At 69.6% G+C, this 26,543-nt stretch carries 22 protein-coding genes; 14 read left to right on the top strand and 8 right to left on the bottom strand.

Going from position 1 to position 26,543, the window contains the following annotated elements; all coding sequences use genetic code 11:
• The first annotated feature begins 134 nt into the window (after nt 1-134).
• On the top strand, nt 135-785 hold the full coding sequence (gene upp, locus K206_RS0103565) for a uracil phosphoribosyltransferase (protein ID WP_020201037.1): 651 nt from the start codon (nt 135-137) through the stop codon (nt 783-785).
• A 155-nt stretch (nt 786-940) separates the two neighbouring features.
• Entirely contained in the window at nt 941-1,087 is a 147-nt protein-coding gene (locus tag K206_RS41335) for a DUF3149 domain-containing protein (protein ID WP_020201036.1), read from the top strand.
• A gap of 31 nt (nt 1,088-1,118) precedes the next feature.
• On the opposite strand, the gene K206_RS0103555 is transcribed toward K206_RS41335, so the two are convergent.
• Entirely contained in the window at nt 1,119-2,654 is a 1,536-nt protein-coding gene (locus K206_RS0103555) for a helicase HerA-like C-terminal domain-containing protein (protein WP_020201035.1), read from the bottom strand.
• A gap of 259 nt (nt 2,655-2,913) precedes the next feature.
• On the opposite strand from K206_RS0103555, the gene K206_RS0103550 reads away from it, so the two are divergent.
• The 9 genes from K206_RS0103550 to K206_RS0103510 all read left to right on the top strand — a co-directional run bounded on the left by K206_RS0103550 (nt 2,914) and on the right by K206_RS0103510 (nt 11,066).
• A complete protein-coding gene (locus tag K206_RS0103550) occupies nt 2,914-3,639 on the top strand; it encodes a YebC/PmpR family DNA-binding transcriptional regulator (RefSeq protein WP_020423653.1) in 726 nt (241 codons plus the stop codon).
• Nucleotides 3,640-3,739: 100 nt separating this feature from the next.
• Nucleotides 3,740-5,008, top strand: coding sequence for a phosphoribosylamine--glycine ligase (purD, locus tag K206_RS0103545; RefSeq protein ID WP_029043191.1), 1,269 nt, complete (start codon nt 3,740-3,742; stop codon nt 5,006-5,008).
• A 292-nt stretch (nt 5,009-5,300) separates the two neighbouring features.
• Nucleotides 5,301-6,212, top strand: a complete 912-nt coding sequence (hemF, locus tag K206_RS0103540; protein WP_020201032.1) for an oxygen-dependent coproporphyrinogen oxidase — start codon at nt 5,301-5,303, stop codon at nt 6,210-6,212.
• A gap of 10 nt (nt 6,213-6,222) precedes the next feature.
• Nucleotides 6,223-6,969 carry a nicotinate-nucleotide adenylyltransferase gene (locus K206_RS0103535; RefSeq protein ID WP_020201031.1) on the top strand — a complete coding sequence of 249 codons (747 nt, stop codon included), beginning with the start codon at nt 6,223-6,225 and terminating at the stop codon, nt 6,967-6,969.
• A gap of 13 nt (nt 6,970-6,982) precedes the next feature.
• The gene (gene rsfS, locus K206_RS0103530) at nt 6,983-7,747 is read left to right on the top strand and encodes a ribosome silencing factor (RefSeq protein WP_020201030.1); all 765 of its coding nucleotides are present in this window, start codon (nt 6,983-6,985) and stop codon (nt 7,745-7,747) included.
• 22 nt (nt 7,748-7,769) lie between these two features.
• Nucleotides 7,770-8,240, top strand: a complete 471-nt coding sequence (gene rlmH, locus K206_RS0103525; protein ID WP_020201029.1) for a 23S rRNA (pseudouridine(1915)-N(3))-methyltransferase RlmH — start codon at nt 7,770-7,772, stop codon at nt 8,238-8,240.
• Between the two features lie 129 nt (nt 8,241-8,369).
• Nucleotides 8,370-8,972: a nucleoside triphosphate pyrophosphatase gene (locus tag K206_RS0103520; RefSeq protein WP_043365298.1), complete on the top strand. Its 603-nt coding sequence runs from the start codon at nt 8,370-8,372 to the stop codon at nt 8,970-8,972.
• A gap of 123 nt (nt 8,973-9,095) precedes the next feature.
• Complete coding sequence (gene rng, locus K206_RS0103515; RefSeq protein ID WP_029043189.1) at nt 9,096-10,562, top strand: ribonuclease G; 1,467 nt, start codon at nt 9,096-9,098, stop codon at nt 10,560-10,562.
• A gap of 117 nt (nt 10,563-10,679) precedes the next feature.
• A complete protein-coding gene (locus K206_RS0103510) occupies nt 10,680-11,066 on the top strand; it encodes an RcnB family protein (protein ID WP_020201026.1) in 387 nt (128 codons plus the stop codon).
• 179 nt (nt 11,067-11,245) lie between these two features.
• Here the strand turns inward: K206_RS0103510 and K206_RS0103505 are convergent, their stop codons facing one another.
• On the bottom strand, nt 11,246-12,622 hold the full coding sequence (locus tag K206_RS0103505; protein WP_043365294.1) for a cytochrome-c peroxidase: 1,377 nt from the start codon (nt 12,620-12,622) through the stop codon (nt 11,246-11,248).
• Between the two features lie 293 nt (nt 12,623-12,915).
• Here K206_RS0103505 and acpA point away from each other — a divergent pair, with 293 nt between their 5' ends.
• Nucleotides 12,916-15,051, top strand: a complete 2,136-nt coding sequence (gene acpA, locus K206_RS0103500) for an acid phosphatase (RefSeq protein ID WP_029043188.1) — start codon at nt 12,916-12,918, stop codon at nt 15,049-15,051.
• Between the two features lie 258 nt (nt 15,052-15,309).
• A complete protein-coding gene (locus K206_RS0103495; protein ID WP_020201023.1) occupies nt 15,310-15,834 on the top strand; it encodes a hypothetical protein in 525 nt (174 codons plus the stop codon).
• 10 nt (nt 15,835-15,844) lie between these two features.
• Here the strand turns inward: K206_RS0103495 and K206_RS0103490 are convergent, their stop codons facing one another.
• The 4 genes from K206_RS0103490 to K206_RS0103475 all read right to left on the bottom strand — a co-directional run bounded on the left by K206_RS0103490 (nt 15,845) and on the right by K206_RS0103475 (nt 20,889).
• The gene (locus K206_RS0103490; protein WP_020201022.1) at nt 15,845-17,062 is read right to left on the bottom strand and encodes a cation:proton antiporter; all 1,218 of its coding nucleotides are present in this window, start codon (nt 17,060-17,062) and stop codon (nt 15,845-15,847) included.
• A gap of 126 nt (nt 17,063-17,188) precedes the next feature.
• Complete coding sequence (locus K206_RS0103485; RefSeq protein ID WP_020201021.1) at nt 17,189-17,779, bottom strand: peroxidase-related enzyme; 591 nt, start codon at nt 17,777-17,779, stop codon at nt 17,189-17,191.
• 111 nt (nt 17,780-17,890) lie between these two features.
• Complete coding sequence (gene msbA, locus K206_RS0103480; protein WP_020423652.1) at nt 17,891-19,660, bottom strand: lipid A export permease/ATP-binding protein MsbA; 1,770 nt, start codon at nt 19,658-19,660, stop codon at nt 17,891-17,893.
• A complete protein-coding gene (locus K206_RS0103475; RefSeq protein WP_020201019.1) occupies nt 19,657-20,889 on the bottom strand; it encodes an O-antigen ligase in 1,233 nt (410 codons plus the stop codon). The genes msbA and K206_RS0103475 overlap by 4 nt, the downstream gene beginning before the upstream one ends.
• Before the next feature lie 32 nt (nt 20,890-20,921).
• On the opposite strand from K206_RS0103475, the gene K206_RS0103470 reads away from it, so the two are divergent.
• Nucleotides 20,922-21,689, top strand: a complete 768-nt coding sequence (locus K206_RS0103470) for a glycosyltransferase family 2 protein (RefSeq protein ID WP_043365282.1) — start codon at nt 20,922-20,924, stop codon at nt 21,687-21,689.
• Here K206_RS0103470 and K206_RS0103465 read toward each other — a convergent pair.
• Both K206_RS0103465 and dnaE read right to left on the bottom strand, forming a co-directional pair.
• The gene (locus tag K206_RS0103465; protein ID WP_020201017.1) at nt 21,637-22,893 is read right to left on the bottom strand and encodes a glycosyltransferase; all 1,257 of its coding nucleotides are present in this window, start codon (nt 22,891-22,893) and stop codon (nt 21,637-21,639) included. The two genes, K206_RS0103470 and K206_RS0103465, sit on opposite strands and share 53 nt — an antisense overlap.
• Before the next feature lie 49 nt (nt 22,894-22,942).
• Entirely contained in the window at nt 22,943-26,455 is a 3,513-nt protein-coding gene (gene dnaE, locus K206_RS0103460) for a DNA polymerase III subunit alpha (RefSeq protein WP_020201016.1), read from the bottom strand.
• Between the last annotated feature and the right edge of the window lie 88 nt (nt 26,456-26,543).

The raw sequence follows: 26,543 nt of genomic DNA, 5'->3' as shown, positions 1-26,543 counted from the left end.
CCCGCCACGGTGGCGGCGGGCGGCCCGGCATCCATTACAATCCGGCTGCACCGGGCCTCGCGCCCCTTCCCGTGTCCAGCGCGCCCGCGCACACCCGCGCGTACCTTCCGCGCCTTTTCTGCCGCCGATCCGCCATGAAGCAAGACCCCCGCTTTCCCAACCTGTACATCCTCGACCACCCGCTGATCCAGCACAAGCTCTCCCACATGCGCGACAAGGAGACCTCCACGCGCACGTTCCGCGAGCTGCTGCGCGAGATCACGCTGCTGATGGGCTACGAGATCACGCGCAGCCTGCCGCTCACCACGCGCCGCATCGAGACGCCGCTGGTCGAGCTGGACGCGCCCGTGATCGCCGGCAAGAAGCTGACCATCGTGCCGGTGCTGCGCGCCGGCGTGGGCATGAGCGACGGCCTGGTCGAGCTGATTCCGTCGGCGCGCATCGGCCACATCGGCGTGTACCGCGACGACCAGCACCGCCCGGTGGAATACCTGGTGCGCCTGCCCGACGTGGAAGACCGCAGCTTCATCCTGTGCGACCCGATGGTGGCGACCGGCTATTCGGCCGCGCACGCGGTCGACGTGCTCAAGCGCCGCGGCGTGAAGGACGAGGCCATCACCTTCGTCGCGCTGGTGGCGGCGCCCGAAGGCGTGGAAGTGTTCCAGAAGGCGCACCCGAACGTGAGGCTGTTCGTGGCCTCGCTGGACAGCCACCTCGATTCGCACGCCTACATCGTGCCGGGCCTCGGCGACGCCGGCGACCGCCTGTTCGGCACCAAGAACTGAGCGCGGGAGGGGTGCGGGATAAGCGCAGGCTGGACGCGGGCGGGCGGCACAGTCTGCACCCGGATTGATCCGCCTCAACGCCCGCGGCCGGGGGTCTGCCTAGACTGGGCAGCGGCACGTCGACCGACGTGCCGCGCCAGACCAGGGAGACTCAGATGGAAGCCTTCAAGATCCTGTTCACCACCGATACCGGGCTGATGAGCCTGGCCGTGATCGCCTTCATCATCGGCATGGGGTGGTTTTTCACGCGCCTGTTCCTGCGCAAGATGCGCGAGGATGCCGAGGCCGCGCGCAAGCGCTGAGCCGGCGCGCCGCCCCGGCGCGGGCGGCGGCCTATTTCTTCTTGCCCCCTCCCAGCAGGCTGCCCAGCACGCCGCGGATCAGTTCGCGGCCGACCTGCGAGCCGACCGTGCGCGCGGCCGACTTGGCCATCGACTCCAGGATGGAGTCGCCGCGCCCGCTCTTGCCGGTGCCCTTGGTCAGGCCGCCGAAGATCTCGCCGGCCTGGTCGAGCCAGCCGCCGCCCTGCGCCGGCGCGTCCTGGCCCCCGGCGGGCGTGCCGGCGGGCGCGCCATTGCCGGCCGTTCCCGTTCCCGCCGCGCGGCCCTTGAGCTTCTCGTAGGCCGATTCGCGGTCGATGGCCTGCTCGTAGGTGCCGGCCACCAGCGACGCGGCCAGCAGTTGCTTGCGCTCGTCGTCGCTGACCGGGCCGATGCGGCTGCCCGGCGCCATCACCCAGGCGCGCTGGGTGACGCCGGGAATGCCCTTGGCGTCGAGCAGCGACACCAGCGCCTCGCCCACGCCGAGCTCGCCGATCACCTTTTCCAGGTCCAGCGCCGGGTTGGCGCGCATGGTGGTGGCCGCCACCTTGACCGCCTTCTGGTCGCGCGGCGTGAACGCGCGCAGCGCGTGCTGCACGCGGTTGCCGAGCTGGCCCAGCACGGTGTCGGGAATGTCCACCGGGTTCTGCGTGACGAAGTACACGCCCACGCCCTTGGAGCGGATCAGGCGCACCACCTGCTCGATCTTGTCGAGCAGCGCCTTGGGCGCGTCGTTGAACAGCAGGTGCGCCTCGTCGAAGAAGAACACCAGCTTGGGCTTGTCGAGGTCGCCGGCCTCGGGCAGCTTCTCGAACAGCTCGGACAGCAGCCACAGCAGGAAGGTGGCGTAGAGCTTGGGAGAGCTGAGCAGCTTGTCGGCGGCCAGGATGTTGACCACGCCCTGCCCGTTCTCGGTCTGGATGAAGTCGTCCAGGTTGAGCATGGGCTCGCCGAAGAAGACGTCCGCGCCCTGCGACTCCAGCGCCATCAGGCCGCGCTGGATGGCGCCGACCGAGGCCGTGGAGATGTTGCCGTACTCGGTGGTGAACTGGCCGGCGTTGTCGCCCACGTACTGCAGCATGGCGCGCAGGTCCTTGGCGTCGAGCAGCAGCAGGCCGTTGGCGTCGGCGATGCGGAACACCAGGTTGAGCACGCCCTGCTGGGTGTCGTTGAGCTCCAGCAGGCGCGACAGCAGCAGCGGGCCCATGTGCGAGACTGTGGCGCGCACCGGATGGCCCTTCTGCCCGAACACGTCCCACAGCGTGGTGGGGCAGCCGCCCCACACCGGCTCGGGCAGGCCCAGGTCGTGCAGGCGCGCCTTGAGCTTGTCGGACAGCGCGCCCGGCTGGGAGATGCCGGTCAGGTCACCTTTGACGTCGGCCAGGAATACCGGCACGCCCAGCCGCGAGAATCCCTGCGCCAGGCTTTGCAGCGTCACGGTCTTGCCGGTGCCGGTGGCACCGGTGATCAGCCCGTGCCGGTTGCCCATCTCGGGCAGCAGGGCGAGTTCGAGTTCTGCGTTCTTGGCAATGAGGATGGGATCGGCCATGATTTCTCTGGTTGGCAGGCGGCGCCCGGGGCGCTGCCGCTTGTCGTCCCCCGCGCGCCGGCGGCTCCCGCCATCGGGGGCCGGCGGCGGCAGGGCCGCGTGATAAAATGCTGGGCTGATTATAGCCAGCCCCCAGGCCGGCTCACAGGCATACGACACCTTCCGCCGGCGCCGCCGGGCCAGCTTGGCCCGCCCGGCGCGGGCGGCGCGCGCCGGCCAAGGCGCGCGCATCAATACGCATTCCGCTTCGGAGAGAATCATGGCCGGTCACTCAAAATGGGCCAATATCAAACACAAGAAGGCCGCCGCTGACGCCAAGCGCGGCAAGGTCTGGACCCGCCTGATCAAGGAAATCACGGTGGCCGCCAAGCTCGGCGGCGGCGACCCCGATTCCAACCCGCGCCTGCGCCTGTCGATGGACAAGGCGATGGACGCCAACATGCCCAAGGACAACATGCAGCGCGCCATCCAGCGCGGCGTGGGCGGCCTCGAAGGCGTGAACTACGAAGAAATCCGCTACGAGGGCTACGGCCTGGCGGGCGCGGCCATCATCGTCGACTGCCTGACCGACAACCGCACCCGCACCGTGGCCGAAGTGCGCCATGCGTTTTCCAAGCACGGCGGCAACATGGGCACGGAAGGCTCGGTGGCCTTCATGTTCACCCACTGCGGCCAGTTCCTGTTCGCCCCCGGCACGCCCGAGGACAAGCTGATGGAAGCCGCGCTGGAAGCCGGCGCCGACGACGTGGTCACCAACGACGACGGCTCGATCGAGGTGCTGTGCCCGCCCAACGATTTCGGCACGGTCAAGGCCGCGCTGGAAGCCGCGGGCTTCAAGGCCGAGCTGGCGGACGTCACCATGAAGCCGCAGAACGAAGTCAGCTTCACCGGCGACGACGCCGCCAAGATGCAGAAGCTGCTCGACGTCCTGGAAAACCTGGACGACGTGCAGGAAGTGTTCACCAACGCGGTGATCGAGGAATAAGCGGGCGTCCGGCAGGAGGCTCGTCCCACGGCGGCAGCGCGGTTCCTGGCGGACCCTCGCTGCCGCTTTTTCGCATGCGAATTTTTTCTGGCAGTGGATCATGAAAGTATTGGTTGTCGGCTCGGGTGGTCGTGAACACGCGCTGGCCTGGAAACTGGCCCAGTCGCCCAAGGTACAGGTGGTGTACGTGGCGCCGGGCAACGGCGGCACCGCGCTCGACAAGCGTCTGCAGAACGTGCCGCTGACCGATCCGGAAGTGCTGGCGGCGTTCGCCGAGCGCGAGGGCGTGAGCTTCACCGTGGTCGGCCCCGAGGCGCCGCTGGCGGCCGGCATCGTCGACATCTTCCGCGCCAAGGGCCTGCGCATCTTCGGGCCAACCCAGGCCGCCGCGCAGCTGGAGTCGTCCAAGGACTTCGCCAAGGCCTTCATGCAGCGCCACGGCATCCCCACCGCCGCCTACCAGACCTTCAACGACGCCGCCGCCGCGCATGCCTACATCGACGCGCAGGGCGCGCCGATCGTCGTCAAGGCCGACGGCCTGGCCGCCGGCAAGGGCGTGGTGGTCGCCACCACGCTGGAAGAAGCGCACGCCGCGGTCGACATGATGCTGGCCGACAACCGCCTCGGCGACGCCGGCGCGCGCGTGGTCATCGAGCAGTTCCTGGCCGGCGAGGAAGCCAGCTTCATCGTGCTGGTGGACGGCAAGAACGTGCTGGCGCTGGCCACCAGCCAGGACCACAAGCGCCTGCTCGACCACGACGCGGGCCCCAACACCGGCGGCATGGGCGCGTACTCGCCGGCCCCGGTGGTCACGCCCGCGCTGCACGCGCGCGCGCTGCGCGAGATCATCCTGCCGACCGTGCGCGGCATGGAGAAGGACGGCATCGTCTACACCGGCTTCCTCTACGCCGGCCTGATGATCGGCGCCGACGGCAGCCTCAAGACGCTGGAATTCAACTGCCGCATGGGCGACCCGGAAACCCAGCCGATCCTGGCGCGCCTGAAGACCGACCTGGTCGACGTGATGGAGCACGCGGTCTCCGGCCGCCTCGACGAGATCGAGCTGGACTGGGACCGCCGCACCGCGCTGGGCGTGGTGATGGCCGCGCACGGCTACCCCGACGCGCCGCGCAAGGGCGACGTCATCACCGGCATCCCGCCCGAGGCCGAGGACAGCATGACCTTCCACGCCGGCACCGCGCTCAAGGACGGCGTGCTGCAGGTCACCGGCGGGCGCGTGCTGTGCGTGGTCGGGCTGGCCGACACGGTCAAGGCGGCGCAGCGCGCGGCCTACGCGGCGGTCGGGCAGATCCATTTCGACGGCATGCAATATCGTACCGACATCGGCTACCGCGCCCTGAAGCGTTAAAGGCGGATAAATCTACTGCGCGGCGCATGGCGGGCCCTGTGGTGCTCGCCGTACCGATGTACGGCTGCGCTCCTCGGACCCGCCATGCGCCGCTCGCTACGATTTCTCCGCCTTTAACGGGACGTCCGGACCAGCGTTTCAGCGTTTCGGCATGCCCCGCGCCAAACATCCGCAAAGCCCCTATTCCGGGCATTCCCGGCGCCAGCCAGTACAATCATGACACCGCCATGACGGCCGGACAGGCGAACCGCCTGCCCGGCCGTCGCCGCACCGGCCCATCCGCCCGCACACCATGATCGATTCCCAGGCAGTCCGTGCCTATCTGCTCGGTCTGCAAGACCGTATCACCGACGCTGTCGCCGCCATCGACGGCCAGCCGTTCGCCACCGATGCCTGGGAGAAGCCGCCCACCGAGCGCCTGCGCGGCAGCGGGCGCACCCGCATCCTGGAAGGCGGCGCCGTGATGGAGCGCGCCGGCGTGGGCTTTTCGCACGTGCGCGGCGACGCGCTGCCGCCGTCGGCCACGGCCAGCCGGCCGGAGCTGGCCGGGCGCGGCTTCGAGGCGCTGGGCGTGTCGCTGGTGTTCCACCCGCGCAATCCCCATGTGCCCACCGTGCACATGAACGTGCGCTGCCTGCTGGCGGTCAAGGACGGCGCCGAGCCGGTGTGGTGGTTCGGCGGCGGCATGGACCTGACGCCCTACTACGGCGACGCCGGCGACTGCGCGCACTTCCACCGCACCTGCCGCGACGCGCTGGCGCCCTACGGCGCGGAGCTCTACCCGCGCTTCAAGCAATGGTGCGACGAGTATTTCTTCCTCAAGCACCGCGGCGAGCCGCGCGGCATCGGCGGCATCTTCTTCGACGACTTCTCCGCGCTCGGCTTCGAGCGCAGCTTCGCCATGACGCGATCGGTCGGCGACGCCTTCCTCGATGCCTACCTGCCGATCCTGCGCGCGCGCAAGGACCAGCCCTACGGCGCGCGCGAGCGCGACTTCCAGGCCTACCGGCGCGGACGCTACGTGGAGTTCAACCTCGTGTTCGACCGCGGCACGCATTTCGGCCTGCAGTCGGGCGGGCGCAGCGAATCCATCCTGATGTCGATGCCGCCGCAGGCCACCTGGCGCTACGACTGGCAGCCGGAGCCGGGCAGCGCCGAAGCGGCGCTGTACACCGACTTCCTGCCCGTGCGCGACTGGGCCTGACGGCGAGCGTATGGAACACGACAAGACCCGACCAGGCAGCACCGGCGACGGCCAGCGCCCCTACCGCCTCGGCATCCTCGGCGGCACCTTCGACCCGCCGCACAGCGGCCACGTCGCGCTCGCGCGGCTCTGCATCGAGCGGCTCGGGCTGGACGAGCTGGTGTGGATCCCGACCGGCCAGTCCTGGCAGAAAGGCGACGACGTCACGCCCGCCGCCGACCGCCTCGCCATGACCGAACTGGCCGCGGCGGCGCTGGCCGACACGCACGCGCGCGTGCACGCCAGCCGCATGGAAGTCGACCGCGCCGGCCCCAGCTACACCGTCGACACCGTGCACGAACTGCGCCAGCGCTACGGCCCGCATGCCTCGCTGGCGTGGCTGATGGGCGCCGACCAGTTGCTGCGCCTGCATACCTGGCACGGCTGGCAGGCGCTGTTCGCGGACGTGCATCTGTGCGTGGCCACGCGGCCCGGTTTCGACCTCTCCGAACTCGACGGTCCGGTGCGCCAGGAGCTCGCCGCGCGCCGCGCGCCCACCCACCTGATACAATCCACGCCCTCCGGCCACATGTGGATCGACCAGACGCTCGCCGTCGACCTCTCCTCCACCGCCCTTCGCCAACGCCTGGCCGCCGGACAGCCGGCAGATGACCAACTGCCGCCCGGCGTGGCACACTACATCGCGAGCCGCGGCCTTTACCGGCCTGCCCCGTCGGATCTGCCCGGCGCGGCCCGCCCACAAACCGATCTCAGCTGAACAAGAACGCACCATGGATATTCGCAAACTGCAACGCGCCATCGTCGACGGCCTCGAAGATGTCAAGGCGCAGGACATCAAGGTGTACGACACCACCCACCTGACCGAGCTGTTCGACCGGGTGGTGATCGCCAGCGGGACCTCGAACCGCCAGACCAAGGCGCTGGCCGCCTCGGTGCGCGATACCGTCAAGGGCGCGGGCGGCCACATCGTCGCGGTGGAAGGGCTGGAAACGGGCGAATGGGTGCTGGTCGACTGCGGCGACGCCGTGGTCCACATCATGCAGCCGCAGTTGCGCATGTACTACAACCTCGAGGAAATCTGGGGCGACAAGCCGGTGCGCCTGAAGCTGGCCGCCGCCAAGAAGGGCCTGGCCAAGGCCAGCGAGCCGGTCGACGAGGACGAGGATGAAGACGCGCCGGTGATCCGCACCGTGCGCCGCGCCAGCAACCTGCGCCCCGCGCTGGCACGCCTGCCCGAAGGCATGAAAGAGCCCTCGCCGCCGCTCGGCCACGAGGACACCGACGCCGACGCCATCGCCGTCAACCGCGCGCCGGCCGTCAAGAAACGCCTGACCAGCAGCCTGGGCTCGGCTCCCGCACGCAGCGCGCCGGCCAAGTCCGCCGCGCCGCGCAAGAGCGCCGCCGGCACCGGCGCGGCGCGCAAGACCGCGGCGAAGACGCCGGTCAAGACCGCCACCAAGACCGCGGCCAAGGCGCCCGCCAGGACCGCCGCCGCCAAGGCGCCGGCGCGCAAGCGCGCCACCCGTCCGGCCTGAGCCGGCGCGGCGCCATCCCGCCATGCAGTTGCTGATCGTGGCCGTCGGCCACAAGATGCCCGGCTGGATCGAGACCGGCTTCGCCGAGTACGCCAAGCGCATGCCGCCCGAGCTGCGCATCGAGCTGCGCGAGATCAAGCCCGAGGCGCGCTCCTCCAGCAATAACGCCGCCACCGTGATGCAGCGCGAGGCGGCCCGCATCGAGGCGGCGCTGCCGCGGCAATGCCGCATCGTGGCGCTGGACGAGCGCGGCCGCGACCTCACCACGGTGCAGCTCGCCGGCCAGTTGACCGACTGGCAGCGCGAGGGCGGCGACGTGGCCTTCCTGATCGGCGGCGCCGACGGCCTCGACCCGGCCCTCAAGGCGCGCGCGCAGACCCTGCTGCGGCTGTCCAGCCTGACCCTGCCGCACGGCATGGTGCGCGTGCTGCTGGCCGAGCAGCTGTACCGCGCGTGGTCGGTCACGCAGAACCATCCGTATCACCGCGCCTGACCTGCGCGCCGGTCCCGCGCACCGCCCCCCGGCCGCATCTGCGGCGATGCAGCACAAGGGTACAATGCGGCCCAAGCGGCGCATGGCGCCTGCCGGATCTTCTCCCACCAGGACTACCCGACCGCCGTGATCCATCCCTTTCTCTACCTTGCCTCCCAGAGCCCGCGCCGGCGCGAGCTGCTGACCCAGCTCGGCGTGGCCTACGAACTGCTGCTGGCCGGCGACGATGAAGACGCCGAAGCGCTCGAAGCGGTGCTGCCCGGCGAAAGCCCCGACGACTACGTGCAGCGCGTGTGCGCGCTCAAGGCCGAGGCCGCGCTGCGCCGCCGCGAGCGGCGCGCCCTGCCCGACGCGCCCATCCTGACCTCCGACACCACGGTCTGCCTGGACGGCGAGATCCTCGGCAAGCCGGACGGCGACGCCGATGCCGCGCGCATGCTGGCGGCGCTGTCGGGCCGGACCCACCGCGTGCTGACCGCGGTGACGGTGGCCTCCACGCTCGGCCTGCGCCATGCGCTGTCGGTCTCCGACGTCACCTTCCGCGCCATGACCGAGGCCGAGATCGCCGCCTACGTGGCCAGCGGCGAGCCGGCCGGCAAGGCCGGCGCGTACGGCATCCAGGGCCGCGCGGCGGAGTTCGTGGCGCGAATCGCCGGCAGCTATTCGGGTATCATGGGCTTGCCCTTGTTCGAGACGGCTGCCCTGCTCAGACAGGCCCGACTACGGTTCTGAGAACCCGCCACCGACCTTTTCGTCAACCCACGGCATGCACGGCCGTGGCATCTCCCCCGGAGCGCGTGGCGGCATAGTGCGGACAACCATCTGGCCGGCGCGCCGGCACGAGTTTCACCCACCATGACTGAAGACATCCTAGTCAACATCACACCGCAGGAAACGCGCGTGGCCATCGTGCAGCAGGCCGCCGTGCAGGAGCTCCATGTCGAGCGCACGCTTTCGCGCGGGCTGGTCGGCAACATCTACCTGGGCAAGGTCGTGCGCGTGCTGCCGGGCATGCAGTCCGCCTTCATCGACATCGGCCTGGAGCGCGCGGCCTTCCTCCACGTCGCCGACATCTGGCACCCGCGCGACCCCGAGAAGAACGGCAACGCCGCGCCGCTGGCGATCGAGAAAACGCTGTACGAAGGCCAGGCGCTGATGGTGCAGGTGATCAAGGACCCGATCGGCACCAAGGGCGCGCGCCTGTCGACCCAGGTCAGCATCGCCGGGCGCACGCTGGTCTACCTGCCGCAGGACCCGCACATCGGCATCTCCCAGCGCATCGAAGGCGAGGTCGACCGCGAAGCGCTGCGCGCGCGCGTGCAGGGCCTGGTGCCGGCCGACGAGCGCGGCGGCTTCATCGTGCGCACCATCGCCGAGGAATCGAGCGACGAGGAGCTCGGCAACGACATCGCCTACCTGCGCAAGATCTGGGCCTCGATCCGCCAGAACGCCACCAGCCTGCCCGCGCCCAGCCTGCTCTACCAGGACCTGAACCTGGCCCAGCGCGTGCTGCGCGACTTCGTCAGCGACGCCACCAACGTGATCCAGGTGGACTCGCGCGAGAACTACCAGAAGCTGGTCGAGTTCGCCCAGGAATACACGCCCGCGGTGCTGCCGCGCCTGTCGCACTACACCGGCGAGCGCCCCGTCTTCGACCTCTTCAACATCGACGCCGAGATCGAGAAGGCGCTGTCGCGCCGCGTCGACCTCAAGTCCGGCGGCTACCTGATGATCGACCAGACGGAGGCCATGACCACCATCGACGTCAACACCGGGGGCTACGTCGGCGCGCGCAACTTTGACGACACCATCTTCAAGACCAACCTGGAGGCGGCGCACACCATCGCGCGCCAGCTGCGGCTGCGCAACCTGGGCGGCATCATCATCATCGATTTCATCGACATGGAGAACGCCGAGCACCGCGACGCCGTGCTGTCCGAGCTCAAGCGCGCGCTCGCGCGCGACCGCACCCGCATCACCGTCAACAGCTTCTCCCAGCTCGGGCTGGTCGAGATGACCCGCAAGCGCACGCGCGAATCGCTCGCGCACGTGCTGTGCGAGCAGTGCCCGGTGTGCCAGGGCAAGGGCCAGGTCAAGACGCCGCGCACGGTGTGCTACGACATCCTGCGCGAGATCATGCGCGAGTCGCGCCAGTTCAACCCGCGCGAATTCCGCATCCTCGGCTCGCAGCACGTGATCGACCTGTTCCTCGAGGAAGAAAGCCAGCACCTCGCCATGCTCGGCGACTTCATCGGCAAGCCGATCTCGCTGCAGGTGGAATCGACGTTCCACCAGGAGCAGTACGACATCATCCTGATGTGAGCCCGGCGTGCGGCGCCCGCCTCCCGGAATGGAAGAATTGGTAACAGTTGTGCCGGGCGATCCACGCTAGACTGATCCGCAAGCCCTTCCTGAACAGGGCTCTTCGGAGAAGAAACGATGAAAAAGACCAAGGTGGTCGCCAGCATGCTGCTGGCCGCTTTCGCGATGACTTCGGTCGCCGGGTTCGCCCAGGGCCATGACGACCGCAGGGGCCCGCCGCCGGGCCGGTACGATCACGATCACGGCCACGGGCCCGCGCATGGCCGCGGCCCGGACCGCGGTCCCGACCGTGGCCCCGAGGGGTATCGCCCGCCGCCGGGCGGCTGGCACAAGGGCGAGCGGATTCCGATGGAATACCGCGACCGCCAGTACGTGGTCGACAACTGGCGCGAGCATCGCCTGTCCGCGCCGCCGCGCGGCTACCAGTGGGTCGGCGTGGGCGGCGACTACTTCCTGATCGGCGTGGCCACCGGCGTGGTGCTCCAGACCCTCATCGGCCACTGAGCGCCGCATCGCCACGGGTCGGCGGGCGGGGCCTGCGCCGGGACGAGGCGCCGCCAGCCGACCAGCCGCCGGACCGCGCCATGCGGCCGGCGGGCATCAAACTCCAGACGCCACGCGCGGCCCTGGCGCCGCCTTGACGTCCTGCCCCGATGTTCTGCCCTGATCCCTGATCTGCAGCCTCAACGCGCCGCCGCCACCTTGGCCGGCGCCGGCACCGCGTAACCATCCGTCAGCGTCTTCAGGAACGCGATCACGTCGCGGATCTCGGCGTCGCTCATCGCCGGCTTGCCGCCGGCCTTGCCGCCGAACGGCGCTTCCATGTTGACGTTGTCGTGGTACTGCGCGGGCAGGTCGTCGAACTTGTCGACGCCGCCGCCGGGCTTGTGCGGATACCAGCGACCCGGGTTGGTGTCGCGCTCCGCGTAGAAGTGCAGCACCGCTTCCAGCGAATGGAACATGCCGTTGTGGAAGAACGTGCGGCGCAGCGCCACGTTGCGCAGCGACGGCGTGCGGAACAGCCCGCAGTAGTCGCCGCGCTCCTTGAGGTCGGTACGGTCGGGGCCGCACAGACCCATGTCGAAAAAGGCCGGGTCCGCGTTGCTCGCGAGCTTGCGGTTGCGCGGCACGCCCAGCGCGATGAAGCCGAAGTCCGTGAACGCCGGGAACGCGCCTTCGCGGATGCTGCCCGGGTGGCAGGCGGCGCAATTGCCCTTGTCCGGATCGTTGAACACGCGCAGCCCGCGCGTTTCCTGCGGGGTCAGCGTCGCCTGGCCGCGCAGCACGGCGTCGTACTTGCTGGTGTACGGATAGAACTCGGCCGGCGTTTCCTGGAAGACCTCGAGCGCCATCACGATAGCCTGGTAGGCGGTGCCTTCGTCGTCGAGGATGTCCTTGCCGAACACCTGGCGGAAGGTGTCCGCGTGCGGGCCCGAGCGGATGCGCGCGACCACCGCGCCCGGCGTGCCGTTGGCCATCTCGTGCGCGGACAGCAGCGGCGCGCCGGCCTGCTCGTGCGTCGACGCGGCGCGGCCGTCCCAGTCGTGGCCGCCGGTCGGCCCCTGGTCGACCGAGTCGTCGCCGTCGTTCTCGTGGAAGTGCTCGGCGAACGGCGGCACGTTCTGCACATAGCGCAGCGACGGCGCGGCGCGCGTGCCCGGGTGCCGCATGTCGGTGCCGCCCAGTTGCACGGACAGGTCGTTGGGCGGCCCGTAGGCATGCGTGGGGCTGTGGCAGCTCGCGCAGGCCTGCTGGCCCGATGCCGACAGCGCCGGATCGAAGAACAGCGCCCTGCCGAGCGCGCCCAGCGCCGGAATCGACGGATGGCGCTCGGCCATCATCGCGTAGAACGCCTTGGGTGCGGCCTTGGAAGCCGGGGCCGGCGCGCTGGCCGCCACCGGCATGCTGGCCGCGCTGGCCGCCACCGCCGGCGGCGCGTCCTGCCCGCCGCACGCGCCCAGCAAGGCCACCGCCAGCACCAGCGCCCCGCCACCCGCAGCACGCCTCCACGCCTGCGGTGAAGGCAACGAGATATTCAACGGCAAGGGCGGCAGCAGCATGGAGGCGAAGCGCGAAATCGTGGAAGTCGTGAGGGGGCGGCGCAGGCGCGAGGCGTCGGCATTCGCGCCCGGAAGGCTTGCCACACTAGCGCACGCGGATGACAGCCGCGTGTCAGTCACCAGACCGACTTGTGCGGCGCTGACCGCCGCCGGCACGCGAAGTTCCCCGCTGTGCAGCACCATCATCAATTTGACACGGACGCGCGCCACACTCCCGCCTCATGGAAAACACCGGCCTTTTTTGCCTCGGCAGCCATTTCTTGTCCCCTCAAACGCATAGAAGAGGAAAACCCATGCGTCGCGCATTTCGACTCTTTCCGCTGGCAGCACTAGCCGCTGCCGCCATGACCGCCTGCGGCGGCAGCGACTCCGTCAGCCCGGCGCCGGCCACGCCGGCCGCCACCACCTCCGGCGTAGTGACCGGCAGCTACTTCGAGCACGCCAAGGTCTGCATCGACGCCAACAACAACGCCAAGTGCGACAGCGGCGAAGCCAGCACCTTCACCGACGCGCAAGGCGCCTACACGCTCACCGGCAGCGGCGCCGTGGTGGCCGAGATCGGCACCGACGCCTTCCGCAACGACGGCAGCGCGCACAACGCAGTGACCCGCCCGCTGGTCTTCCGCGCACCGGCGGCGGCCAACGGCGTGCTCAGCGCCATCTCGACCGAGCTGGCCGCGCTGATGGACGGCAACGGCGGCGACCTCAACGCGGCCAAGACGCAACTGGCCACCCGCCTCGGCGTGGCCGCGGACAAGCTGCTGGAAGACCACAACAAGGAAACCGACAGCAAGATCAAGACCACGCTGCAGGCCGAGATCGACCAGACCATCGACCTGATCGCCGACGCCGTGGCCGCTGGTGGCGACATCGGCAAGGCCATCGGCGACGGCGTGGCCAAGCGCCTGGCGCTGAACAACATCCAGACCGTGGTGGTGATCTACGCGGAAAACCGCGGCTTCGACACCCTGTACGGCCTGTTCCCGGGCGCCAACGGCATCCCCGGCGCGAACCCGACGTCGGACGGCAAGATCGAGCCGCAGAAGGACTTCGACAACAGCGCGCTGTCCTCGCTGCCGCCGACCTGGGGCGGCTTCACCGCCACCGGCCAGACCGTCACGATCCCGCAGGCCAACACGGTCGGCTGGGCCAACAAGCCGTTCCGCATCGACGACCCGGCCGGCGTGCAGAACACCAGCACGGTGGTGGACCAGACCGTCATCACGCGCGACCTGGTGCACCGCTTCTACAACAACCAGATGCAGATCAACGGCGGCAAGAACGACAAGTTCGCGGCCTACTCCGACGCCGGCGGCCTGTCGATGGGCTACTACGACGGCAGCAAGATGGCCCTGTGGAAGGTCGCCCAGAACTACACGCTGGCCGACAACTTCTACATGGGTGCGTTCGGCGGCTCGTTCCTGAACCACCAGTACCTGGTCTGCGCCTGCGCGCCGCAATACCCGAACGCGGACACCTCGCCGGCCAGCGGCTCGATCTCCGCCATCGACACCGATGCCAACGGCAATTTCGTGCGCCTCACGCCGGCCGCCGCGGCGCCGGCCAGCGTCCTGACCGGTGCTGCCACCTACAAGAACGACAGCACGCTGACGCCGAAGGACAAGACGGGCATGTACTACGCCGTCAACACCATGCAGCCGGCCTACCAGCCGAGCGGCAACGCGCCGGCGGCCAGCGGCAACGCGGCCTATGCCGACCCGAGCAAGGCCACCACGCTGCCGCCGCAGACGCAGGCCACCATCGGCGACCTGCTCGACGCGCGCGGCGTCAACTGGGCCTGGTATGCAGGCGCCTGGTCCAAGGTGACGGCCGACCGCACGCTGATCAACAACGGCCAGGCCGTGCCCAACTTCCAGACGCACCACCAGCCGTTCAACTTCTACGCCAAGCTGGACCCGGTCGCCAACGCCAGCTACCGCAGCGCGCACCTGAAGGACTTCGACTCGCAGTTCCTGCAGGACGCCGCCGCCGGCAAGCTGCCCGCCGTCACGTTCTACAAGCCGCAGGGCAACCTGAACCAGCACGCCGGCTACGCCAACGTGGCCGACGGCGATGCCCACATCGCCAGCGTGATCAGCCAGCTCCAGCAAAGCCCGCAGTGGAAGAACATGCTGATCGTCGTGACCTACGACGAAAACGGCGGCTTCTTCGACCACGCCGCGGTGCCGAAGGGCGACGTGTGGGGCCCGGGCACGCGCATCCCGGCGATCATCGTGTCGCCGTTCGCCAAGAAGGGCTTCGTCGACCATACCCAGTACGACACCGCCTCCATCCTGCGCTTCATCACGCACCGCTACGCCCTGCCGACGCTGCCGGGCCTGAAGCAGCGCGACGATGCGCTGCTGGCCAACAAGGGCAAGGCGATGGGCGACCTGAGCAACGCGCTCGACTTCTCCGCGGCCAAGTAAGCCCACGCCCGGCACCGCGTCGCCTGATGCGGCGCCGGGCGCGCGCAGGCCCGCAAACGAAAAACCCCGCGCCGTTGCCGGCGCGGGGTTTTTGCTTTTCGTTGCGCGGCGCGGCAACGCCGGCGCGGCCTCCGATGCCTGCCGCACGCAGGCGCCGTGCTTTCCCCTCGCCTTCCTTTGCGCATCCGCTATAACTACAGGTAGAGGTGGGCGCGGCCAGCCCGACGGCCGCGCGGGCACCGGGCGCAAGGAGTAGCCATGAAGAACACGCGCTTGCCTGCGTGGGTGCCGGTCGCCGCGCTGTCGGTTGCCGCACTGACGGCCTGTACCGTGACCTTGCCGCCGCCCTCCCCGCCCGCCGCGCGCGCGCCCGAGCCGCGCCCCTCGGCCGCCGGCGCCGCGCGCGAGCGCGCCACGCCGATACCGCCGCGCGACATCGACCTCGCCGGCAGCTGCCAGCGCACCGAAGACGATGGTTTCCGCGAGGACGCGCACATGCGCGTGGCGAGCAACGACGTGCGCAGCCTCACCTGGACCCTGTGGGTCGGCCGGCGCGGCTCCTGCCATTTCGACCTGGCCGAGTTCCGCCAGACCCGCAAGACCCCGCACATCGAACTGCGCGCGCTCGACGACAGCGGCTGCACGCTGATGGTGTGGCAGGACCCGCGCCGCGTGACGCTGGCCCATGCCCACTGCGAGAAGCATTGCACGCCGGGGATCTACGAGCAGGCGTGGCCGGTCCTGTTCGACCCGCGCAGCGGCGCGTGCGCGGAGGCGCGCTAGCGCGCCCGGCTCAGGCGGCGCCGCGCAGCCCGGAAGCGGCGCGCGTCAGCGGCTTGGCCAGCACCGTGGTGGCCAGCGCCATCAGCAGCAGCCCCGAGAACGCCGTCTGGCCGATCAGCCCGGCCTCGAACAGGATGCCCAGCACCACCACTTCCATCAGCCCCTTGGTCTGCACCAGCGCGCCCAGCATCCATGCCTCGCGCCGCGGCAGGCCGGCCAGGCGCGCGGGCAGCGCGGTGCCGGCCACCTTGCCGGCGACCGCCACCAGCGTGCTGAGCCCGAACACGAGCAGCGTGTCGTACCCGCCGATGGCGATGTCGGTGCGCAGCCCGGTCATCAGGAAGAAGAACGGCATCAGCACCACCACCGTGGTCGGCTCGAGCTGGCGCCGCAGGTCGGCCGCCGCCTCGCGCGGCAGCGCCACGCCGGCCAGGAAGCCGCCCAGGATGTAGTGCAGCCCGATCGATTCGGAGACCAGCGCGGAGCCGAAGATCAGCACCGCGACCAGCGCCAGCCGCGCGTCGTTGCCCTGCATGCGCGGCAGCAGGCGCGCCAGCGCCGGGCGCACCAGCCACAGCATGGCGCCGACGTAGAGCGCGCCGCACAGCGCCAGGCGCAGGAAGTCGCCGGCCGACGAGCGGCCCGCGCTGGCGAGGATGACCGAGAGCACCAGCCAGATCGCCGCGTCGCTGAACGCGGAGCAGCCCAGCGCGAGCTGGCCGGGCACCGAGTCGGACAGTTTCATCTCGCGCAGGATGGCGCCCAGCACCGGCAGCGCGGTCACTGCCATCGACACGCCCACGGCAAAGGCGAACTGCCAGGCCGAGGCCGCCGGCCCGACCACCGCCGGCGCCGCATGCGCCAGCCACGCGCCGGCCGCGGTGCCGAGCGCGAACGGCGCCAGCACGCAGCCCAGCGCCGCCGCCGTGGCGATGCGCCGCATGCCCGGCTGCCCGGCGCCGCCGATGTGCAGGCCCGAGAGGAAAGCGAACAGCACCACCGCCAGCCATTGCAGGCCCGACAGCGCCGACAGCTGCGCGGCGCCGAACAGCGCCTGCCAGCCCCGCGGCCACAAGGTGCCCAGCAGCGACGGCCCGAGCAGGATACCGCCCACGATCTGCATGGCGACCAGCGGCACGATGCTGCCGATGCGCAGTCCGCGCCACAGGACGAAGGGCGTGCCCACCACCAGGCAGGCCTGGGCGAAGAAGAGCGAGACAGGATTCAAGATGGAAGGCGCCGTGCCGGTCGGGCAGGACGAACAGAGGTTGGTGGATCGAGGCAACGGGAGCCGGAGACCACGCCACGCGCGGCCCCGGCAGCGGGCGAATCAGCGAATCAGCCAACGAGCGCGCTATTTTGCCTTGGGCACGCGCCCCATCAGGTAGAACTCGTCGTTCGGGCGCATGCCGATGGTGTTGGCCATGCGGTTGGACAGGCCGAAGAACGCCGTGATGGCGGCGATGTCCCAGGCATCCTCGTCGCTGAAGCCATGCGCGCGCAGCGCGGCGAAATCGGCTTCGTCGACCTCGTGCGAGGCCTGGCAGACCTTGAGCGCGAAATCGAGCATGGCGCGCTGGCGCGGCGTGATGTCGGCCTTGCGGTAGTTGACCGCGACCTGGTCGGCCAGCGCCGGCTGCTTCTCGTAGATGCGCAGGATGGCGCCGTGCGCCACCACGCAGTACAGGCACTGGTTGGCGCCCGAGGTCGCCACCACGATCATCTCGCGCTCGCCCTTGGTCAGGCCGCCGTCCTTGAGCATGAGCGCGTCGTGGTAGGCGAAGAACGCGCGGAACTCGTCGGGCCGGTGCGCCAGCGTGAGGAACACGTTGGGAACGAAGCCGGCCTTGTCCTGGACCTCCAGGATGCGCGCGCGGATGTCGTCGGGCAGATTGGCGAGCGCGGGCACGGGATAGCGGCTGATCGGGGAAACGGGCTGGCTCATGTCATCCTCTCGGCTGTGGTTTGCCTGCCATTCTAGCCAAGTCGGCCGGCGGCACCGGCAAACCCCGGCGGGAGGATGTGGCGCCGCCTGCCCGCGGCGCCGGCGCCGCGCTCAGTGCGTGGCGAACTGGATCTTGTGCAGCCCGGCGTAGAGCCCCTCGGCCGACAGCAGCTCCTCGTGGCTGCCGTGCTCGGCCACGCGCCCGTGGTCCAGCACCACGATGCGGTCGGCGTTCTCGATGGTGGACAGGCGGTGCGCGATCACCAGCGTGGTACGGCCGACCATCAGCGCCTCCAGCGCGGCCTGGACCTGGCGCTCCGACTCCGAATCCAGCGCCGAAGTGGCCTCGTCGAGGATCAGGATCGGCGCGTCCTTGTAGATCGCGCGCGCGATCGCCAGCCGCTGGCGCTGGCCGCCCGACAGCTTCATGCCGTTGTCGCCGATATTGGTCTCGAGGCCCTGCGGCAGGCCCTTGACCATGTCGGTCAGGTAGGCCGCCGCCAGCGCGCGCTCGACGCGCGCGATGTCGATGTCCTGCGCGTCGTGCACGCCGTAGGCGACGTTGGCCGCCACGGTGCCGTTGAACAGCACCACGTCCTGGCTGACGAAGGCGATCTGGGTGCGCAGGTCCTTGAGCGTGAACACGTCGATCGGCTGGCCGTCGAGCAGGATGCGGCCCTCGGTCGGGTCGAAGAAGCGCGGCACCAGGTTGACCAGCGTGGTCTTGCCGCTGCCCGACGGCCCCACCAGCGCCACCACCTCGCCCGCGCTGGCGTGGAAGCTGACCTTGTCCAGCGCCGGCCGGCCGGCGTCGCCGTAGCGGAAGCTCACCTTGTCGAACACCAGGTCGCCGCGCGCGCGCGCCAGCGGCAGCCCGCCCTCCTGGCGCTCGACCGGCTCGTCGATCAGGCCGAAGATCATCTCGGCCGCGGTCAGGCCGCGCTGCAGCGGCTGGTTGAGGTCGGTCAGGTGCTTGAGCGGCGAGATCAGCAGCAGCATCGCCATCACGAAGCCGGTGAAGCTGCCCACCGTGGTCTGGTTGGACTGCGACTGGATCATGGCGATGGTCAGGATCACCGACAGCGCCAGCGAGGCCAGGAAGGCCGTGACCGGCTGGTTCAGCCCGCCCGCCACCGCCATGCGCATCGAATAGCCGCGCAGGCGCTCGGCCATCGCGGCGAAGCGCCGGGTCTCGTACTGTTCGCCGCCGTGCAGCTTGACCACCTTGTAGCCGCCCACCGCTTCCTCGACCACGTAGGCCGCGCTGTTGGTCAGCGCCTGGTGGTCGCGGTTCAGGCGGCGCAGGCGCCGGTTGACCTTGGACATCACGAAACCGATCACCGGCAGGATCACCGCCACCACCAGCGTCAGCCGCCAGTTGGTGTAGAACAGGTAGACCAGCAGCGCCAGCACCGTCAGCGAATCGCGCACCAGCGTGATCAGCACGCCGGTCAGGATCTGCATGACCTGGTTGACCTCGAAGATCACCGCGTTGATGAGCGACGCCGCGGTATTGCGGTGGAAGAACAGCGCCGGCGCGTGCAGCATGCGCTCGAACATCTGCATGCGCATCTTCAGCAGCACGCGGTTGGAGATCAGGCTCAGCAGGTAGCCGGAGGCGAACTGCGCCACGCCGCGGATCAGCGCCACGCCGGTCAGCAGCGCCGGCACGTGCCAGAGCTTGCCGACGTAGGCGCCGCCGAACCCCTTGTCGAGCAGGTCGTTGACGACCTTGGGGATCAGGCCTTCCGCGCCCGCCACCACCGCCATCGCGATGATGGCGACGACGAAGACGCGCATCTCCGGGCGCAGGTAGGCCCAGACGCGCTTCAGGGTATCGGCCTCGCGGCCGTGGGGGGCGTGTTGTTCTCGAACGTTCACAGGTTCTCCACCCCGCCGGCGCGGGGATGTCTTGCTTGTAGGGCAGCCAGGCCGAGCAGCAGCCCGACGATGCTGGCATAAAAAACGATATTGGCCTGGTGTGCCATCGTCACCTGGGTCAACCCGCAGATTAGGCTGGCCAGCACCACGCCGAGGCCGCCGGCGCTCAGGCAGACGCCGATGCGGTTGTCCGAGCGGCAGCAAGCGCGCAGCAGCTGCCAGAACAAGACGCCGGGCACCAGAAACAGGCCCAGCAGCGCCAGCAGGCCCGGCATGCCGGTGGTGGCGGCGGCCTCGAGCACGTCGTTGTGGGCATGCTGGAGGATGCAGACATCGGACTCGCTGTGTTGCTGGCAGAAGGCCGAGGCGCGGGGAATCCGCGCGAACTGGCCAATGCCGACACCCAGCCACGGATGCAGGCGAATCGAGTCCAGTGCCAGTTGCCAGGTCTTCAGGCGCGCGCCGACCGACGTTTCCGTGTTGCCCTCCTGGAACTGCTCCAACTGGCCGCGCACCAAATCGACCCGTTGGGCCACGGGGCTATCCGGCACCAGATAGAGTCCGGCGGCAAGCGCGACGATGAGCGACACCGCACCGATGAACTTGCCGGGCCTCATGCTGGGGTAGCGCACGAACAGCAACGGCAGCATCGTGACCGCCAGCGCCAGCCAGGCGCCGCGCGTGCCGTTGACGATCAGCACCGCTGCCGCCAGCGCCAGGTTGGCCCACGCGATCAGGTGCGCCTTGCGGCTTTTGCCCGGATGCACGAAGCCGATCAGCCCCAGCGCGGCAACCATGTTGCCGAAAGCGATGGCCTGCGTCCACGCGGAAGGCCGCGGATCGTTGAGAATCCAGCGCTGGAACAACACCGCCACGAGACTGAGCGCCAGCGCCACGGTGATCCCGCCCCAGATGCGCTGCGGATCGGGCGCGGTCCTCAGCACGACCAGGCAGGTAAGCAACAGCAGCAGGATCCGGGACGGATTGTCCATCACGTTCCACGGCACGCCGAAATAGAGCTTCGACGTCATGAACACGACCACGGCGGCTAGAATAGCGAGCCCGAGCGGACAGAGCGTGGCACGGTAGCGCACCCACGTGTCGCCCATGCCCCGGTGGGCCAGCAGCGCCAGCGCCAGGATGCCGGCGAGAAAGATGCCGGCGCCCTTGGGCACGCAAAGCAGCAGGATCGGGAATGCCAGGACCAGCGCGTTGGCGATGGAAGTCACTTTCCCTGCACGAAACACCATAAACAAGCCCTATGAAAATCTCAGTCGTACTGATTACGAAAAACGAGGCACACAACATCCGGGCCTGCCTGGAAAGCGTGTCCTGGTGCGACCGCGCGATTATAGTGGATTCGGGTAGCCGGGACGGCACGGTCGAGCTGGCCCGCGGCCTCGGCGCCGAGGTGTTCGAAACCGGGCATTGGCCGGGCTTCGGCGCCCAGAAGAACCTGGCCGTGTCCAAGGCCGACACCGAGTGGGTCTTCTCGCTCGACGCCGACGAGCGCGTCACGCCCGAGCTGCGCGACGAGATCCTGGCGGCGGTTGCGTCCGGCCAGGCCGACGCCTACGAGATGCCGCGCCTGTCGCGCTTCTGTGGCCGCTTCATCCGCCACGGCGGCTGGTATCCCGACTACGTCACACGGCTGTTCAGGCGCGGCCATGCCCGCTTTACCGACGACCTCGTGCACGAGCGCGTGGTCGCCGACGGCCCGGTCGGCAAGCTGGCCTCGCCGCTGCTGCACTACACCTACGACGACTTCTCGCAGGTGCTGCGCAAGGTCGACCAGTACTCCACGCTGGGCGCGCAGCAGGGCTTCGCGCGCGGCAAGTCGGCCTCGCCCGCCGGCGCCGTGCTGCATGGCGCCTGGGCCTTCCTGCGCACCTACCTGATGCGCCGCGGCTTCCTCGACGGCGCGCAGGGGCTGGGCGTGGCGCTGATGAACGGCCAGGCCAGCTATTACAAGTACATCAAGCTGTGGTACCTGCGGCAGAAGACGCAGCCGCAGGAGCCGCGGGGCTAGCGCCGGGCGCCGCGGCCGGCGGCGCGCCCAGCAGGTCGTCCACGCAGGCCGCGAAGGCGGCCGAGGTCGGGCCGAACCCCATCTGCTCGATGTGGGTGGCGGCGAAGGCCAGCAGCCGCGCGCGCAGCGGCGCGTCTTCCAGCCCGCGCCGGATCGCCTCGGCCAGCGCGTGCACGTCGCCGACCGGCGTGAGCAGGCCGGCCTTGCCGTCGGCCAGGATCTCGCGCGGGCCCACCGGGCAGTCGGTGCTCACCACCAGCTGGCCGAGCGCCATGCCTTCGAGCAGCACGTTGGGCAGCCCTTCCATCTTCGAGCTGAACGCCATCAGCCGCGCGTGGCGGATCCATGCGTAGGGATTGGCCTGGAAGCCGGCGAACGTCACCCGTTCGCTGACGCCCAGCTCGCGCGCCAGCGCCTCGAGCCGCGCGCGCGAGGCGCCGTCGCCCACCAGCACCAGGCGCTCGCGCAGGCCGGTGCCGCGCACCAGCGCGGCGTAGGCGTGCAGCAGCGTGGTGAAATCCTTCTGGCTTTCTTCCAGGCGCCCCACCGAAACGATGTAGGGATGGGCCGGCGGCGTGAACGGCGCGTTGCCGAGCGCGCGGATGCGGTCCAGGTCGGTGGCGTTGTACAGGCGCACGAACTTGGCCGCGGCCTCGGGGATCAGCGCGCGCGCGTCGGCCAGCATGCTGTCGTTGAGCACCACGATGCGGTCGTAGTGCTCGCGGCACTGGCGCCGCAGCTTGCGCAGCTTGCGCGGGTTGTCTCGCTCCAGGTGCGCCACGCTGAAGTGCTGGTAGCCGATCATCGGTATCGGCAGGCGGCCGGTCAGCCGCGACAGCGACATGTCGTAGTCGATGGCGAGGTCGTAGCCGCGCGCGATCGCGCGAAAGCGCCGGTTGACCAGCGGCTTGCGCACCGGCGGCAGCAGCACTTCCTCGTAGATCTTGCCCAGCGGGCCGAGCTTGCCGGCCTTCTTCTTCTGCCGGAAATGCGACAGCCAGCGCTCCGGCGCCAGGATGTGGATCTTCACGTCCGGCGGCAGCATGGCGCGGAAATGCGTCTCCAGCGCCTCGGTCGGATAGGTCAGCGTCAGGCCGAGCTCGAAGCGCTCCCGGTCCAGCGAGGCCAGCAGCGACACCAGCGAGGTCTCGATGCCGCCGCGCAGGAAGTGGGTCAGGTGAAAGAGGATGCGTTGCTTGGCCATGCGGGGGCGTGGTGGATCCAGGGGATGACGGACTGCCGGCAACTGCGGATCAGCCGTACAGCATGCGCACGCTGTCGCCGGACAGCGCCGCGCGGAAGCTCGCGAGCGCGTCGTCCGACGGCGTGACCAGCCACTGCCGCCCGAGCTCGGCCTCGCAGCGCGCGCCGCTGGTGGCGTAGCTCACGCGCACGGGCAGGCCCGGCGTGTTGGCCACGGTGGCGAGATACGGCGTGAGCAGCTCGCGCAGCAGCTCGGTCGAGGCGTTGCCGTTGAAGGCCAGCCCCACGGCCTCGGCATAGCGGGCGCGCGCGGCCACCAGGTCCATCACCGATTCGGCGGTGAAGCGCACGCCGCCGGTGAAGGTGTCGTGGCGCGCGTTGCCCTGCACGATCACCAGCTCGTCGTCGCGGAACATGTGGCGGTTGGCGTCGAACAGCTCGTTGAACACCGTCATCTCGATCTGCGCGGTGCCGTCGTCGAGCATCACGATCAGCATCTTGCCGCGCTGCGTCATCTGCGTGCGCATGCCGGTGATGACGCCGGCGATGACCTTGCCGCGCACGTCGCGCCCGTAGCCGCCGCCATTGCCCTGCACTTCCTTTTCCAGCCCGGCCAGCGTGCCCTTGAGGAAGCGCCCGACCTCGTCGCGGTAGGCGTCGAACAGGTGGCCCGAGAAGTAGTAGCCGAGCGCCTGCTTCTCCTCCTGCAGCGTGCGCTTGGGCGGCCAGCGCGGCTCGTCGACCAGTTCGGGGCGGTGCGATGCGCCGGCGTCGGCCATCAGGTCGAACAGCGAGACCTGGTTGGCCGACTCTGCCTTCTGCTCGGCCGCTTCCATCGCACGCGACACCGAGGCCAGCAACTGGCCGCGGTTGTCGTTGAGGCTGTCGAACGCGCCGGCGCGGATCAGCGCCTCGATGGTGCGGCGGTTGACCTGGCGGCGGTCGACGCGCTCGCAGAAATCAAACAGGTCGGCGAACGGCTTTTCCTCGCGCGCGCGCAGGATGTCCTCGATGGCGCCCTGGCCCGAGCCCTTGATGCCGCCGAGGCCGTAGCGGATGGTCTTGGCGTCGGTCGGCGCGAAGCGGTATTCGCTGGCGTTGACGTCGGGCGGCAGCACCTTGAGGCCATTGAGCTTGCAGTCCTCGTAGAGGATCTTGACCTTGTCGGTGTCGTCCATCGCCAGCGACATGTTGGCTGCCATGAATTCGGCCGGATGGTGCGCCTTGAGCCACGCCGTGTAGTAGGCCAGCAGCGCATAGGCGGCCGCGTGCGACTTGTTGAAGCCGTAGCCGGCGAACTTCTCCATCAGGTCGAAGATGTCGTCGGCCTGCCCGGCGGTCAGCCCGTTCTTGTCGGCGCCCTCGCGGAACATGACGCGGTGCTGCGCCATTTCCTCGGGCTTCTTCTTGCCCATCGCGCGGCGCAGCAGGTCGGCGCCGCCGAGCGAGTAGCCGCCGATGATCTGCGCCATCTGCATCACCTGCTCCTGGTAGACCATGATGCCGTAGGTCTCCTTGAGCACCGGCTCGACGCGCGGGTCCGGGTACTCCACCTTCTCGCGGCCGTGCTTGCGCGCGCAGAAGCTGGGGATCAGGTCCATCGGGCCCGGGCGGTAGAGCGCCACCAGCGCGATGATGTCCTCGAAGCGGTCGGGCTTGGCGTCTTTCAGCATGCCCTGCATGCCGCGGCTTTCCAGCTGGAACACGGCCACCGTGTTGGCGGTCTTGAGGATGTCGAAGGCGGGGCCGTCGTCGAGCGGGATGTGGCTGCAGTTCCAGTCCGCCCTGGACGGGTCGAGCCGGCGGATGTAGCGCTCGGCCCAGTCGAGGATGGTCAGCGTGGTCAGGCCCAAGAAGTCGAACTTGACCAGGCCGGCCGCTTCCACGTCGTCCTTGTCGTACTGGCTGACCACGCCGCTCATGCCGTCGTTCTGGCCGCCCTGGGTGTAGAGCGGGCAGAAGTCGGTGAGCTTGCCGGGCGCGATCAGCACGCCGCCGGCGTGCATGCCGACGTTGCGGGTCATGCCCTCGACGCGCTGCGCCAGCTCCAGCAGCTGGCGCACTTCCTCCTCGTTGTTCTCGCGCTCGGTCAGCAGCGGCTCTTCCTTCTTGGCCTCCTCGATGGTGACCAGCTTGCCGGGCTTGAACGGGATCAGCTTGGCGATGCTGTCGACGAAGCCGTAGCCGAGGTCAAGCACGCGGCCCACGTCGCGCACGGCGGCCTTGGCCGCCATCGTGCCGAAGGTGGCGATCTGCGAGACCGCGTCCTTGCCGTACTTCTCCTTCACGTAGGTGATGACGCGGTCGCGCCCGTGCTGGCAGAAGTCGATGTCGAAGTCGGGCATCGAGACCCGTTCCGGGTTCAGGAAACGCTCGAACAGCAGCGCGTACTTGAGCGGGTCGAGGTCGGTGATGCCGAGCGCGTAGGCCACCAGCGAGCCGGCGCCGGAGCCCCGCCCCGGGCCCACCGGCACGCCGTTGTTCTTGGCCCAGTTGATGAAGTCCGCCACGATCAGGAAGTAGCCGGGGAAGCCCATCTTGATGATGGTGCCGGTCTCGAATTCCAGCCGCGCGTAGTACTCGGCGCGCCGGGACTCGCGCTCGGCCTCGTCCGGGAACAGCACGGCCATGCGCTTTTCCAGGCCTTCCTTGGCGAGGTGGACGAGGTAGTCGTCGAGCGACATGCCGTCCGGCGTGGGGAACAGCGGCAGGCGCGGCTTGCCCAGCTCGAGCGTGAGGTTGCAGCGGCGCGCGATCTGCACCGCGTTCTCGAGCGCGGACGGGATGTCGGCGAACAGCGCGCACATCTCGTCCTGCGTCTTGAAATACTGGTCGGTGGTGAAGCGCCGCGTGCGCCGCGGGTTGGCCAGCAGCTCGCCCTCGGCGATGCAGGTGCGGGCCTCGTGCGCGGTGAAGTCGTCGGCGGTCATGAACTGCACCGGGTGCGTCGCCACCACCGGCAGGCGCAGCCTGGCCGCCAGTTGCACGGCCTGCTGCACGTAGGCGTCGGTGCCGGGATGGCCGGCGCGCTGCAGCTCGACGTAGAAGCGCTGCGGGAACACCCGGGCCCAGTGCGCGGCGGCGCGCTCGGCCGCGGCGTCGTTGCCGTTGGCCAGCGCCATGCCGATGTCGCCGCTCATGGCGCCGGACAGCGCGATCAGGCCGGTGGCCAGCGGCAGGTCCTCCTCGCCGGGCTCGTCGAACCAGCCGGGTTCGATCTCGGCGCGGCCGCGATGCTGGTTGGACAGCCATGCGCGCGACAGCAGCATGCACAGGTTGAGGTAGCCGCGCCGGTCCTGCACCAGCAGCAGCAGGCGCGCCGGCTTGTCGCGGTCTTCGGCGTTGGTGAGCCAGACGTCGGCGCCGACCACCGGCTTGACGCCGCCGCCGCGCGCTTCCTTGTAGAAGCGGATCAGGCCGAAGGCGTTGGCGAGGTCGGTCAGGGCGAGCGCGCCCATGCCGTCGGCCGCGGCGGCCTCGACGGCGGCATCGAGGCGCACGATCCCGTCGACGACGGAGTATTCGGAATGGAGGCGGAGATGAACGAAGCGAGGTGCAGACATGGACGTGATTGTACCGGCTCGGCATGGCCGCGCCTGCCTTCTTTGCAGGCGCGCCGCGCCGGCATGCCCGAGCGGGGCGCTCGGGCAA

This window comes from Cupriavidus sp. WS (assembly GCF_000395345.1).
Classification (GTDB): Bacteria; Pseudomonadota; Gammaproteobacteria; order Burkholderiales; family Burkholderiaceae; genus Cupriavidus; species Cupriavidus basilensis_B.
The sequence above is the reverse complement of the archived record's forward strand: the minus strand, read 5'-3'. Positions and strand labels throughout refer to the sequence as shown.